9 protein-coding genes are annotated in these 13,177 nt (G+C 67.8%); 8 read left to right on the forward strand and 1 reads right to left on the reverse strand.

Annotated elements, in window-relative coordinates; genetic code table 11:
* Nucleotides 1–2: 2 nt before the first annotated feature.
* The 7 genes from metH to ACOEQ2_RS08050 all read left to right on the forward strand — a co-directional run bounded on the left by metH (nucleotide 3) and on the right by ACOEQ2_RS08050 (nucleotide 9,831).
* On the forward strand, nucleotides 3–3,509 hold the full coding sequence (gene metH / locus ACOEQ2_RS08020; protein ID WP_419730846.1) for a methionine synthase: 3,507 nt from the start codon (nucleotides 3–5) through the stop codon (nucleotides 3,507–3,509).
* A 136-nt stretch (nucleotides 3,510–3,645) separates the two neighbouring features.
* Nucleotides 3,646–5,439: a Hint domain-containing protein gene (locus ACOEQ2_RS08025; protein WP_419730847.1), complete on the forward strand. Its 1,794-nt coding sequence runs from the start codon at nucleotides 3,646–3,648 to the stop codon at nucleotides 5,437–5,439.
* A gap of 80 nt (nucleotides 5,440–5,519) precedes the next feature.
* Nucleotides 5,520–5,873 carry a hypothetical protein gene (locus ACOEQ2_RS08030; RefSeq protein WP_419730848.1) on the forward strand — a complete coding sequence of 118 codons (354 nt, stop codon included), beginning with the start codon at nucleotides 5,520–5,522 and terminating at the stop codon, nucleotides 5,871–5,873.
* 132 nt (nucleotides 5,874–6,005) lie between these two features.
* Nucleotides 6,006–6,554, forward strand: a complete 549-nt coding sequence (locus ACOEQ2_RS08035) for a CvpA family protein (RefSeq protein WP_419730849.1) — start codon at nucleotides 6,006–6,008, stop codon at nucleotides 6,552–6,554.
* A gap of 85 nt (nucleotides 6,555–6,639) precedes the next feature.
* Entirely contained in the window at nucleotides 6,640–8,148 is a 1,509-nt protein-coding gene (purF, locus tag ACOEQ2_RS08040) for an amidophosphoribosyltransferase (protein WP_419731168.1), read from the forward strand.
* 100 nt (nucleotides 8,149–8,248) lie between these two features.
* A complete protein-coding gene (locus ACOEQ2_RS08045) occupies nucleotides 8,249–8,479 on the forward strand; it encodes a DUF2171 domain-containing protein (protein WP_419730850.1) in 231 nt (76 codons plus the stop codon).
* Between the two features lie 5 nt (nucleotides 8,480–8,484).
* Entirely contained in the window at nucleotides 8,485–9,831 is a 1,347-nt protein-coding gene (locus ACOEQ2_RS08050) for an SDR family oxidoreductase (RefSeq protein ID WP_419730851.1), read from the forward strand.
* A 563-nt stretch (nucleotides 9,832–10,394) separates the two neighbouring features.
* Here the strand turns inward: ACOEQ2_RS08050 and ACOEQ2_RS08055 are convergent.
* The gene (locus ACOEQ2_RS08055) at nucleotides 10,395–12,059 is read right to left on the reverse strand and encodes an NAD(P)/FAD-dependent oxidoreductase (RefSeq protein WP_419730852.1); all 1,665 of its coding nucleotides are present in this window, start codon (nucleotides 12,057–12,059) and stop codon (nucleotides 10,395–10,397) included.
* Nucleotides 12,060–12,167: 108 nt separating this feature from the next.
* On the opposite strand from ACOEQ2_RS08055, the gene ACOEQ2_RS08060 reads away from it, so the two are divergent.
* Nucleotides 12,168–13,172, forward strand: coding sequence for a cation diffusion facilitator family transporter (locus ACOEQ2_RS08060; protein ID WP_419730853.1), 1,005 nt, complete (start codon nucleotides 12,168–12,170; stop codon nucleotides 13,170–13,172).
* The last annotated feature ends 5 nt before the right edge of the window (nucleotides 13,173–13,177 follow it).

The following is a 13,177-nucleotide window of genomic DNA, read 5'->3' on the forward strand; positions in this document are numbered from 1 at the left end:
CCATGGCTCGACCGCACCTTCTCGACATGCTCCGCGACCAGGTGCTGCTCTGCGATGGCGGCATGGGATCACGCGTGCAGATGCTCGATCTCGATGTCGAGCGCGACTACTGGGACCGCGAGAACTGCACCGAGGTGCTGAACCTGTCCCGACCCGACCTGGTGCGCGAGATCCATCGCGGCTACTTCGAGGCCGGCGCAGACATGGTCGAGACCAACAGCTTCGGCGGCTCGCCGGTCACGCTGGGCGAGTTCGACCTGGGCGAGCGCGCCCACGAGATCAACCGCATCGCCGGTGAGCTCGCCCGCGAGGCCGCCGACAGCTTCTCCGACGGCCGCCACCGCTACGTCGTGGGCTCGATCGGGCCCGGCACCAAGCTGCCCTCGCTCGGCAACATCGCCTACGACCCGCTCGAGGCCGCCCTCGCCGAGCAGTGCCGGGGGCTCATTGCCGGCGGCGTCGACGCGCTGCTGATCGAGACCTGCCAGGACACGCTGCAGATCAAGGCGGCGGTGAACGGCGCCAAGCTGGCCCGCCTGGAGGCCGGCACCGACACGCCGATCTTCGTCCAGGTGACGGTCGAGACCACCGGCACCCTGCTGGTCGGGCCGGACATCGCCGCCGCCGCGACCGCGATCCACGCCCTCGACGTGCCCCTGCTCGGGCTGAACTGCGCCACCGGGCCGCAGGAGATGTCGGAGCATGTGCGCTGGCTCGCCGCCAACTGGCCCGGCCTGCTGTCGGTGCAGCCCAATGCCGGCCTGCCCGAACTGGTCGACGGCGCCACGCACTACCCGCTGGGTGCCGCCGACATGGCGAGCTGGATCGAGCGCTTCATCGAGGAGGACGGGCTCAACCTGGTCGGCGGCTGCTGCGGCACCGATGTCGGCCACATCCAGGCGCTCGACGCCATGCTGCGACGTCGTGCGGGGAGTGTGCGCCGCCCGGCTCCGGTGTTGCGCCGGCCGGTGTGGATCCCGTCGGTGGCCAGCCTGTACAGCCAGACGCCGTTGCGCCAGGAGAACAGCTATTTCTCGATCGGCGAGCGCTGCAACGCCAACGGATCGAAGAAGTGGCGTGAGTTGCAGGAAGCCGGCGACTGGGATGGCTGCGTATCGGTCGGGCGCGAACAGGCATCCGAGGGCTCGAACGCGCTCGACGTGTGCACGGCGTTCGTCGGCCGCAACGAGATCCGCGAAATGGACGAGGTCATCACCCGCTTCACCAGCTCGGTGAACGCGCCGCTGGTGATCGACAGCACCGAGACCCCGGTGATCGAGAGCGCGCTGAAGCTGCATGGCGGCAAGCCGATCATCAACTCGATCAATTTCGAGGATGGCGAGGGTGCCGCCACCGACCGCCTGATCCTGGCGCGCAAGTTCGGCGCCGCGGTGATCGCGCTCACCATCGACGAGGTGGGCATGGCGAAAACCCCGGAGGACAAGCTGCGCATCGCCGAGCGCCTGGTCGCCTTCGCCTGCGACAAGCACGGCCTGCCGCAGTCGGACCTGATGATCGACCCGCTCACCTTCACGGTGGCGACGGGCAACGAAGACGACCGCAAGCTCGGCGCCTGGACGTTGGAAGGTATCCGGCTGATCCGCGACCGGTTCCCCGACATCCAGATCATTCTCGGGCTGTCCAACATCTCGTTCGGTCTGAACCCGGCGGCGCGTGCCGTGCTGAACTCGGTGTTTCTCGATCATGCGGTTCGCGCGGGCATGTCCGGGGCGATCGTGCATGTCAGCAAGATCCGGCCGCTGCATCTGATCGCGCCCGAGGAAGCGCAGGTCGCCGACGATCTCATCTTCGATCGCAGGCGCGAGGGTTACGACCCGCTGAAGAAGCTGCTCGAGATCTTTGCCGATCGCAAGCTGGCAGACGCGGTCAAGAAGGTTCGTGCCGACACCGTGGAGGGCCGGCTGCGCGACCGCATCGTCGACGGCGACCGCAAAGGGCTGGAGGACGAGCTCAACGAAGCGATGGGCCGGATGCCGCCGCTGGACATCATCAACACCATCCTGCTCGACGGCATGAAGACCGTTGGCGAGCTGTTCGGCGCGGGCAAGATGCAGCTGCCGTTCGTGCTGCAATCCGCCGAGACGATGAAGGCGGCGGTGGCGCATCTCGAGCCGCACATGGAACGCGTCGAGGGCCAGCAGCGCGGCACCATCGTGCTGGCCACGGTGAAGGGCGACGTGCACGACATCGGCAAGAACCTGGTCGACATCATCCTCACCAACAATGGTTACCGGGTCTGGAACCTCGGCATCAAGGTGCCGCTCGCCGACATGCTGGCGGCCGTCCGCGAGCACAAGGCGGACGCGATCGGCATGTCCGGGCTGCTGGTGAAATCGACCGTGGTGATGCGCGAGAATCTCGAGGAGATGGCGCGCCAGGGGCTGGACGTTCCGGTGCTGCTCGGCGGCGCGGCACTGACCCGCAACTATGTCGAGGAGGAGTGTGCGGCCGCCTATTCGCAGGATGGCGGACTCGGCCGCGTCGCCTATGCACGCGACGCGTTCGACGGGCTGTCGCTGATGGACAAGGTCGCCACCGGCCAGTTCGACGATTATCTCGGCGCCATCCAGACGAAGCGCCAGGGCTCCAAGGGCCGCACCAACAAGCGCGTGCCCGAGGTGGCGGACACCCGCGGCTTCCTGCCGGTCGATCTGCACGCGGCACGGAAGCGACGACAGGGCTTGAGCGGCGAGCACGCTGTGCCGGTGCCGCCATTCTGGGGACCGCGCGTGGTGGAAGCGACGCCGAACGCGGTGATCCCGTTCCTCAATGAGCGCAGCCTGTACCAGTTCCAGTGGGGCTTCCGGAAGCAGGGGCGGTCGCTCGAGGAGTTCCTGGGTTGGGCCAAGCAGGAGCTGCGCCCGGTGATGAAGCGCATGCTCGCCCTCTGCGCCGAGCAGGACATCCTGAAGCCGCAAGCGATCTACGGCTACTGGAAGGCGGCTGGCCAGGGCAACGACCTGATCCTGTTCGAGCCGGACGGCATTACCGAGGCGACCCGCTTCTCGCTGCCGCGGCAATCCCGCGAGGACGGCGCCTGCATCGCCGATTTCGTGCGCGACGTCGATGACGAGGTGCGCGACGTGATCGGGCTGCAGGTGGTGACGGTCGGCCAGAAGGCGTCCGACGTGGCGCGCGTCTGGTTCGAGGCCAACCGCTACCAGGACTACCTGTATCTGCACGGGCTGTCGGTCGAGATGGCGGAGGCGATGGCCGAGTATGCGCACAAGCGGATGCGGGCCGAGCTCGGCTTCTCCGCCGAGGATGATCGCGACATGGACAAGCTGCTGTCCCAGGGCTACCGCGGCTCGCGCTACTCGTTCGGCTATCCCGCCTGCCCGCGGCTCGAGGACCAGGAGCCGCTGCTGCGTCTGCTCGGTGCCGACCGGGTCGGGGTTTCGCTGTCGGATGGCTGGCAGCTGCATCCCGAGCAATCGACCAGCGCCCTGGTGATCTTCAACCGGTCGGCGAAGTACTTCGCGATCTAGGTTGCTGCCGGACCGCCAGGCCAACACAGGCCACTAACGTGACGTTAGTTTTTCGTTGCGTATGTGGGACGACTGCCGCTATGGCTTCCTGACGGCGCGACATGGGTGTGCGCCTCCCCGGGAGGACAGCACTGCCATGGCGGACCTGATCAGCAACGTCGAATTTACGTACAATTATGTCTCTGGTGCTTTCCCGACGAGTCCCGGCTCCGTATTCACCGCCTTCGGCAGCACCGGCACCATCGTCGACGTGGTGTTCGGCGCGTTGTACGGCCAGACCAGCGGCGGCACGATCAACGCCGGCTATTTCGGCCATGTCGAATATAATGGTCCGATCGGGGCTGCTCCCTCGACCACGATGTTGACCATCGGCGACACGTCGGTGGTGGCAGCGGGAGCGACGTTCTACTCGAGCGGTGTGAACAAGCTTGTGTCGTCGAACGGCGGCCCGGGCTACACGGCGCAGGAAGGCTACGGCACGCTGGAGATCGGCTCGACCGGCCTCCTCACCACGTTTGCCAACGGCATCAGCTTTGCCGGCATCGACAACACGCTCGTGCTCGACACATCCACCCCTAACAATGCGTTACTGGGTACGATCAACAATTTCCAGGCCGCCGGCGACCAGATCGTCTTCAACGGTGTCGTCGACCACGCCGCCTCGATCACCGGCTACAGCAACGGCCAGCTGACCTACGTCAATGGTGGCACGACCTACAGCATCAAGCTCGGCGCCATGGGCAGTGGCGTCACCGCCTCGAACTTCACCGTCGGCGCATCGGCGCTGGTCGAGGGCGGCAACAACTCCGCCTTCACCGGCGACCTGGTGATCAGCTACGCGACCTGCTTCCTGCGCGGCACGATGATCGCGACGCCAGCCGGCGAGAGGACGGTGGAAAGCCTGCGGGCGGGCGACCTGGTCACGGTGATCGAACACGGCGCCCAGGTCGGCAGAAAGCTTGCCTGGACCGGCGGACGATCGATGCGAGCGGCTGAATTCGGCAATCGGGACGCGGCCTTTCCGGTCCGGATCGAGGCAGGCGCATTCTCCGATCACATTCCCCATCGTGACCTGCTGGTCACGGCCGAGCACTGCATCCTCACGCCGGCCGGGCTGATACCGGCGCGCATGCTGGTCAACGGCACGTCGATCGTGATCGAGCGCGACATGCCCGACTACGACTTCTTCCATCTCGAGCTGCCGAACCACGGCATCCTGCTGTCCGAGGGCCTGACCACCGAGAGCTACCTGGATACCGGCAATCGCGGCCTGTTCGCGCCGGACACCGGTCGGACGGCCTCCCTCGCACCGTCGACGGGCGATGCCGCGGCGGTCGCGATGTCTGCAAGGGCGGCGCCGTTGGCCGTCACCCGCGCGCTGGTCGAGCCGATCTGGGACAAGCTTTCCGAGCGCGCCCAGCGTCCCGGTTTCTCGCGGCGCCCGCAGCTGCCGGCCCAGACCAGCCAGCCGGACCTGCGGCTGCTGCTCGATGACGGCGCCGAGCTCGCCGCCTGCTGGCACGATGAGCACCGCCACATGTTCCACATCCCACGCGGCGCCCAGCCGATGCGGCTGCTTTCGCGGTCGGCAGCGCCCTCCGAGATGGTCGGCCCGTTCATCGACGACCGGCGGATGCTGGGCGTGTCGGTCGACAAGCTGGTGCTCTGGGATGGCCTCGACGAGCAGGTCATGTGGGTCGGGGGCATCCAGCTGGAGGGCTGGCACCGGGACGACACCGGGGACATGGACGGTGCGCGCTGGACCGACGGCAACGCCGAGCTCGACCTCCCACGCGCCGGACCCGAGACCTTTCTCGACATCCACCTGGCGGCGACCATGCTGTATCTCGACGATGTCGCCGTAGCGGCCGACCTCACGCCTGCACGGCTCCGACCCGAACCATCAACACCTGCACGTCTGGCCGCCTGACCGGTCGCAGAACGCGGAACGATCCCGTAGGCTCGCCATCGTCGCCGGATTCGCCGCGGCGGACGGGGGACCAGGCCTGGATGGAGCAGCACACGACGGCCGAGACCATCTTCACGGCTCTCTGGGCCAGGGTTGGTGCGATTGCCCCGGCTCCGACCCGGGCATTGGCCCAGGAGCTGGGCGACCAGGCGATGCAGTGCATTGCCGACACACTCGGCCGCCGGCATGAGGGGGTGGTGCGCTCCAGCGCCGCGGTGCTCGAAACGTTGGTCGAGCTCTGGGCGGTCTGCGGCCTCACTCCGGACGAGATCTGGATCGAGCTGCACAAGCGCGAGCAGCTCGGCAGCCTGCTGATGCAGCTCAACCAGGCGCAGAGTCGCACCCCGCGCCGGCTGCTCAAGCCCTGGAAGGTCGACAGCACCAAGCTGCCCTGATCATGCCCGTGATGTCATGCCGTCGCGCGCAGCAGCCATGATGGGGCTGGTGTCCTGGCGGCGTCGGGGCGATATAGCCGCCATCGTGATCCCGACCTTCCTCCCCGCTCTTGCGCGCCTGCCCCGGTCTCGATGAACTGGGTGGACCTCGTCGTGCTGGCGGTCCTGCTGCTGTCCGCCCTGATCGGGCTGATGCGTGGCGGTGCTCGCGAGATCCTCGGGCTCTGCGCCTGGATTGCCGCGGCGGTGCTGGCGACCCGGCTCTATCCGCAGGCGCTGCCGTTGTCGCGCCGGCTGATCGGCGACGACGCGGTAGCCGATCCGGTGGCCTTCCTGGTGGTGTTCGCGGTGCTGCTGATCGCCTTCCTGCTGGTGGCAGCGGCACTCGGCAGCCTGGTACGCGGCTCGCTGCTGGGCGGACTCGACCGGCTGGTAGGCTTCGGATTCGGCCTGATCCGCGGTGCGGCGGTCCTGGTGATCGCCTATCTGGTGGCGGTGCCGCTGCTGCCGGTTTCGGAATGGCCGGTATTCCTGCGCGACAGCCGCAGCCTGCCCTATGTTCATGCGGGCGCCGTGTTCGTGGCTGCCCGACTGCCGGACAAGTTCCGGCCCAACCTCGGCCCACTACCCACAGGCCCGCTGCCCATCGACGGGACCGCCGGGGAAGACCATGCCACCTGAGCTCAGCACGCCGCACCGCCGGCAGGAGACGCCCGCCATGACCGATCCGTTTGGCCAGTCCGACTCCCATTCGGACACGGCGTTCATGGACGCGGCCCCGCTCGGCCCGCATGACGACGACAAGCCGCACGAGGAATGCGGCGTGTTCGGCATCTGGAACGCCCACGATGCCGGCGCCATGACCGCACTCGGGCTGCACGCGCTGCAGCATCGCGGCCAGGAAGCCACCGGCATCGTCTCGTTCGACAAGACCGCCCAAGTCGACGGTGCGCGCTTCCACACCCACAAGGGCCTGGGCCTGGTCGGCGACGTGTTCGGCGACGCGCGCATCATCGGCGCCCTGCCCGGCCACGCCGCGGTCGGCCACAACCGCTACGCCACCACCGGCGCCACCATCATCCGCAACGTGCAGCCGCTCTATGCCGAGTTCGAGTTCGGCGGCCTGGCGGTCGGCCATAACGGCAACCTGACCAACGCCACCAACCTGCGCCGCGCGCTGGTCCGCCGCGGCTGCATCTTCCAGTCGACCACCGACAGCGAGGTGTTCATCCACCTGATCGCGATCAGCCTGTACTCGTCCGTCACCGACCGGCTGACCGACGCGCTTAAGCAGGTGATCGGCGCCTACTCGCTGGTGGTGCTGAGCCAGGAGGCGCTGATCGGGGTGCGCGATCCGCTCGGCGTGCGGCCGCTGATCCTGGGCCGCATCGACCAGCCGCCGGAGAACGGCCGCGACCAGAAGCCGGCCTGGGTGCTGGCCAGCGAGAGCTGCGCGCTGGACATCGTCGGCGCGGAGTTCGTGCGCGACGTGGAGCCGGGCGAGATCGTCATCATCAACGATGACGGCGTGCGCAGCATCCGGCCGTTCGGCAACCACGCGGGTCGGTTCTGCGTGTTCGAGTACATCTATTTCGCCCGCCCGGACTCGGTGTTGGACGGCCACGGCGTGTACGAGGCGCGCAAGCGGATCGGGCTGGAGCTGGCCCGCGAGAGCTCCATCGACGCCGACGTGATCGTGCCGGTGCCGGACTCCGGCGTGCCGTCGGCGATCGGTTTCGCGGCGGCGAGCGGCATTCCGTTCGAGCTCGGCATCATCCGCAACCACTATGTCGGCCGCACCTTCATCGAGCCGACCGACCAGATCCGCAACCTGGGCGTGAAGCTGAAGCACTCGGCGAACCGCGCCGTGATCGAGGGCAAGCGGGTGATCCTGGTCGACGACTCGATCGTTCGCGGCACCACTAGCCGCAAGATCGTCGAGATGGTGCGCGCCGCCGGAGCCGCCGAGGTGCACATGCGGATCTCGTCGCCGCCGACCACGCATTCCTGCTTCTACGGCATCGATACGCCGGAGCGCGGCAAGCTGCTGGCCGCCAACCACGACACCGACGAGATGGCCCGGCTGATCGGCGCCGACAGCCTGGCCTTCATCTCGCTGGACGGGCTCTACCGCGCACTCGGCCGCCCCGAGGGTCGCGATCCCGGGATGCCGCACTACTGCGACGCCTGCTTCACCGGCGACTACCCGATCAGCCTGGTGGATCACGACGAGAACAGCAGGGCGCGGCCGACCCAGCTCTCGGAGACACGTTAGTCCGCACACGTGACCGTGATCGACGAACGATTGGAACCGGCACCCTGAAACGATCCGTGCGACGTTGCTGTCCCATCAGCTGCAACAGGAGCACGGACGAATGGTCGATTTCAGCCTGATCAAGGAACATGCCGAAGTCATCGGCGCCGACGGCGTGCATGTGGGGACCGTGGATCATGTCCAGGGCGACCGCATCAAGCTGACGAAGCAGGACTCCTCGGACCAGCATCACCACTTCATCGCGACCGCGCTGGTCGCCGAGATCGAGGACGGCACGGTGCGGCTGTCGGCCAATGCCGATGTTGCCGTCACCTTCGAGGAAGCCGAATAGGCTTCATGTCGATGAGCATCACGCTGAAGCCGCTCGACGAGCAGGTTCTGGTCATCACCGGCGCCACCTCGGGCATCGGTCTCACGACCGCCCGGATCGCCGCCCGACGCGGAGCCAGCGTGGTGCTCGCTGCCCGCAGCGCCGGCGCCCTGAAGCAGCTTGCCGAGGAGATCGTCCGCGAGGGCGGCCAGGCGATCGCGGTGGTCGCAGACGTCTCCCTGGAAGAGGATGTGCGGGCGATCGCCGAGCAGGCGTTGGCGACATACGGACGCATCGATAGCTGGGTGAACAACGCCGGCGTTGGCCTGTATGGCCGCACCGAAGATGTCTCCACCGCAGACATGCGACGGCTGTTCGAGACCAACTTCTGGGGCGTCGTGTATGGCTCGCGCGAAGCGCTGAAGCACCTGAAGCTGGGCGGCGGCGCGATCATCAATCTCGGCAGCGAGGTGTCCGAGCGGTCGGTGCCGCTGCAGGGCATGTATTGCGCGTCCAAGCACGCCATCAAGGGCTTCACCGAAGCGCTCCGGATGGAGCTCGAGGACGAGGGTGCACCGGTGTCGGTCACCCTGATCAAGCCAGGCCAGATCGACACGCCGTTCACGATCAATGCGCGCAACTACCTGGATTCTGAACCGCACCACGTGCCGCCGGTCTATGCGCCGGATGCAGTGGCACGGGCGATCCTGCATAGCGCCGAAAAGCCGGTGCGTGACGTGTTCGTCGGTGGTGGTGGGCGATTGGTTGCAGCGCTCGGGCACCTGGCGCCGGGCCTGACCGACCGGCTGATAGAGGCGACCGTCATCCCGGGCACTCCGAGCGGCCGCATGCCGCGCCGAGACCGCGACAAGAGCGTGTTGGATGTGCCCTCGGAGGCGCTGTCGGAGCGCGGCAACTACGACGGCTTCGTGCAGAAGATCAGCCTCTACACCGAGGCGCGGCTGCATCCGGTGCTCACAGGCGCGGTGCTGGCGACGGTCGGGTTCCTGGTGTCGAGCGTGTTCGGCGGCTCGTCGCACCGCCCAGCCCGCACGATCGGCCGCAAGGGTCGCAGCCCGGCGAAGGCGCTGCATATCCGTCTGGAAGCCCGCAAGGGCCGCGAGGCCGAGGTGGAGGAACTGGTGCTCGAGATCCTGGGCCATGTGCAGCAGGAACCGGGCACACGCCCCTGGTATGCCACCCGACTGAGCCGCCGGGTATTCGAGATCTTCGAGACATTCCCAAACGAGTCCGGTCGCCGAGCGCATCTGTCCGGCGAGGGGGCCGCGTTGCTCATGAAGCGCTCGAACGACCTGCTGGTGCGGCCGGCGGTGATCACCCGGCTCGATGTCTTGGCCGCCAGCGAGGCTTGACCGTCTAGAACTTCAGGCGGAGGCCTGCGACCACCGCGGCGGCGGCAGTTGTTCCAGTGGAAGACAGGCCGTCACGTGTTCCGGCTAGCGAGACAGTGAAGTCGAGGCCTTTTACCCCGGCTAAAGGAATCGCGACGACTGCGGCCACTCCGTCCGAAATGGCTCCGTCTATTGGGCCGCGTTCTATGCGGGCCACACCGACCTGAGTGCCAAAGCCGAGACTGCCCGTGTTCCCCGGCTCCAGGATCTGTGCATCAGGCGTTGGAGCCGCAGCGAATTTTCGGCGGTGGCCCCAGACGGTGATCTGCTCCTGCTGTTGATCAAGGTTAGTGTCGATTGGCTTCGAGAACGACCGGGCTGCTTCGCCTGACGATGTCGACGCCGCATAAGCGTGCCCCATCAGGCAGACTGCGCACATTATCGAAGATGCCGAAGCAGGCCGGACCAGCACCTTTCAACCCCCGATCTCGATCAGGATTGTCAACAGCCTAGACATAACATGGTCGGATCAAACAGCTATCGGCCTGCTTGCCGATCTGTATCTTTGTGCCGCCGACTGAACTTCAGGCCGCCACATCCCGCAGGTTGCGACCACCGGTCATGTCCAGCGCCAGGGCTTCGGCGGCCCGGATGCCGTCCATGCCGGCGGTCATGATGCCGCCGGCGTAGCCCGCACCCTCACCCGCCGGATAAAGGCCGCGCGTGTTCAGGCTCTGCATGTCGGCGCCACGGCTGATGCGGATCGGCGAGGAGGTCCGGGTCTCGACGCCGGTCATCACCGCATCCGCCATGTCGAAGCCGCGGATCTGCCGTCCGAACTGCGGCAACGCCTCGCGGATCGCGGTGATCGCGTAGTCCGGCAGGCAGGCCGCCATGTCGGTCGGCGTCACCCCGGGGGTGTAGGAGGGCACGACCGCGCCAAGCTCCGTGGAGGCGCGGCCCGCGAGCATGTCGCCGACCAGCTGGGCCGGCGCCCGGTAGTCACCGCCGCCGGCCTGGAACGCCAGGCTCTCCCAATGCCGCTGGAACGCCATGCCGGCCAGCACACCGTCGCCGTAGGGGGCGAAATCCTCCGGGGTCAGCCCGACCACGATGCCGGCATTGGCGTTCCGCTCGGCGCGCGAGTACTGGCTCATGCCGTTGGTGACGACGCGCCCCACCTCGGAGGTCGCCGCCACCACCGTGCCGCCCGGGCACATGCAGAAGCTGTACACGCCGCGGCCGTTGGCGGCGTGATGCACCAGCTTGTAGTCGGCGGCACCCAGCAGCGGGTGCCCGGCATGCTCGCCGAAGCGCGCCCGGTCGATCAGCGATTGCGGATGCTCGATGCGCACGCCGATCGAGAGCGGCTTGGCCAGCATCGACACCCCCGCCTGGTGCAGCGCCTCGAAGCTGTCGCGCGCACTATGGCCAACCGCGAGCACCACATGCGTCGCCGCGATCTGGCTGCCATCGGCGAGCGTCACGCCTTCGATACGACGCCCGCCCCCCGGCCCGCGCCCGATCGCGAACGACACCACCCGGCTGCGGAACCGGTACTCGCCGCCGAGCTGCTCGATCTGCGCCCGGATACTCTCCACCATGCTGACCAGGCGGAAGGTGCCGACATGCGGCTTCGAGACCGTGAGGATCTCCTCCGGCGCGCCGGCGCGGACGAACTCGTGCAGCACCTTGCGGCCGTAATGCTGCCGGTCGGCGACCTGGCTGTACAGCTTGCCGTCGGAGAACGTGCCGGCCCCGCCCTCGCCGAACTGCACGTTGCTCTCCGGTGTCAGCTCCGACTTGCGCCACAGTGCGAAGGTGTCGACGGTGCGCTCGCGGACCAGGCGGCCGCGCTCGAGGATGATCGGACGCAGGCCCATCTGCGCCAGGATCAGCCCGGCCAGCAGCCCGCACGGACCGGCGCCGATCACCAGTGGCCGCGTGAAATCGGTGCGTGCCGCGAGCACCGGGCCGTCATCGGTCACGAACCGGTAGGTCATGTCCGGGGTCGGTTGCACGTGGCTGTCGTCGGCATGCCGGGCGAGCACCGCCGCCTCGTCGCGAACCTCCACGTCGAGCGTGTACACGAGGCTGACCGCGACGCGCTTGCGGGCATCGTAGCCGCGACGGAAGACCCGGTGCCCCAGGACGTCCGCCTGCGGGATCGCCAGGCGGGCGGCGATGGCGGGTGCGAACGCGTCCGGGGCGTGATCGAGCGGCAGCTTGAAGTCGGTCAATCGCAACATGGTGGCCCTGGTGACACGGCATGTCCGGGCGGACAACACTGACGCGCGCCCGCATACCCTCTAGCATCGGCATCCGGCAGGCGTTGGACAAGCAGATGGGCATTTCGGATGGATGATCACGCGCATGAGCCCGGCCATCACGATGGTCATCACCACGACCATGCGCATGGGCACTCGCACGGTCATGGCCACGCGCACGGCCATTCGCACGGGTCAGGCGGGCATCATCACGCGCCGGCGAGTTTCGGGCTGGCGTTCGCCGTCGGCATCGCCCTGAACCTCGCCTATGTCGGCGGCGAGGCGGCGTATGGCGTGATCGCCGGATCGCTGGCGCTGCTCGCCGACGCCGGACACAATCTCGGCGACGTGCTGGGGCTCGCGGCCGCCTGGCTCGCGTCATGGCTCGGGCGTCGCGTACCCAGCGCCCGCTTCACCTATGGCCTGCGCCGGTCCTCGATCCTGTCGGCGCTGTTCAACGCGATCGTCCTGCTGGTGGTGACCGGCGGCATCGCCTGGGAAGCGATCCGCCGCCTGGTTGATCCGGCCCCCGTGGCGGGATCGATCGTAATGATCGTGGCGGCCGTAGGCATCCTGGTGAACGGCATCACCGCGCTGCTCTTCATGTCGGGTGCGAAGAACGACCTGAACCTGCGCGGCGCCTTCCTGCACATGGCCTCGGACGCCGCCACCGCCGCCGCCGTGGTCGTTGCCGGGTTCCTGATCATCGAGACCGGCTGGCTCAGGATCGACCCGGCGATCAGCCTGGTGGTCAGCCTGGTCATCGTGCTGGGCACCTGGTCGTTGCTGCGCCAGTCGCTCGACCTGGCGCTGGACGGGGTGCCCGCGGGGATCGATCGGGCCGCGGTCGAGCGCGATCTGCGTGCGTTGCCTGGGGTGGTCGACCTGCACGACCTGCATATCTGGGGCATGAGCACCACCGAGACCGCACTCACCGCCCACCTGATCCGGCCCGGCCTGCCCGCCGATGACGCCATGCTGCGTGCAGCCGCGGCGGCGCTGGACCGCGATCACGGCATCGGCCACGCCACCTTCCAGGTCGAGACCGGCGAGGATGGCCATACCTGCAAGCTGGCGCCCGAGCACGTGGTGTAGCCGGG

The sequence above is a fragment of the Lichenicola sp. genome (genome assembly GCF_965198575.1).
Classification (GTDB): Bacteria; Pseudomonadota; Alphaproteobacteria; order Acetobacterales; family Acetobacteraceae; genus Lichenicola.

Coding starts and splice junctions, on each gene's coding strand:
- ACOEQ2_RS08045 (WP_419730850.1), top strand. CDS start 8,249: ATGGTCGATTTCAGCCTGATCAAGGAACATGCCGAAGTCATCGGCGCC.
- ACOEQ2_RS08035 (WP_419730849.1), top strand. CDS start 6,006: ATGAACTGGGTGGACCTCGTCGTGCTGGCGGTCCTGCTGCTGTCCGCC.
- ACOEQ2_RS08060 (WP_419730853.1), top strand. CDS start 12,168: ATGGATGATCACGCGCATGAGCCCGGCCATCACGATGGTCATCACCAC.
- metH (WP_419730846.1), top strand. CDS start 3: ATGGCTCGACCGCACCTTCTCGACATGCTCCGCGACCAGGTGCTGCTC.
- ACOEQ2_RS08030 (WP_419730848.1), top strand. CDS start 5,520: ATGGAGCAGCACACGACGGCCGAGACCATCTTCACGGCTCTCTGGGCC.
- ACOEQ2_RS08050 (WP_419730851.1), top strand. CDS start 8,485: ATGTCGATGAGCATCACGCTGAAGCCGCTCGACGAGCAGGTTCTGGTC.
- ACOEQ2_RS08055 (WP_419730852.1), bottom strand. CDS start 12,059: ATGTTGCGATTGACCGACTTCAAGCTGCCGCTCGATCACGCCCCGGAC.
- ACOEQ2_RS08025 (WP_419730847.1), top strand. CDS start 3,646: ATGGCGGACCTGATCAGCAACGTCGAATTTACGTACAATTATGTCTCT.
- purF (WP_419731168.1), top strand. CDS start 6,640: ATGGACGCGGCCCCGCTCGGCCCGCATGACGACGACAAGCCGCACGAG.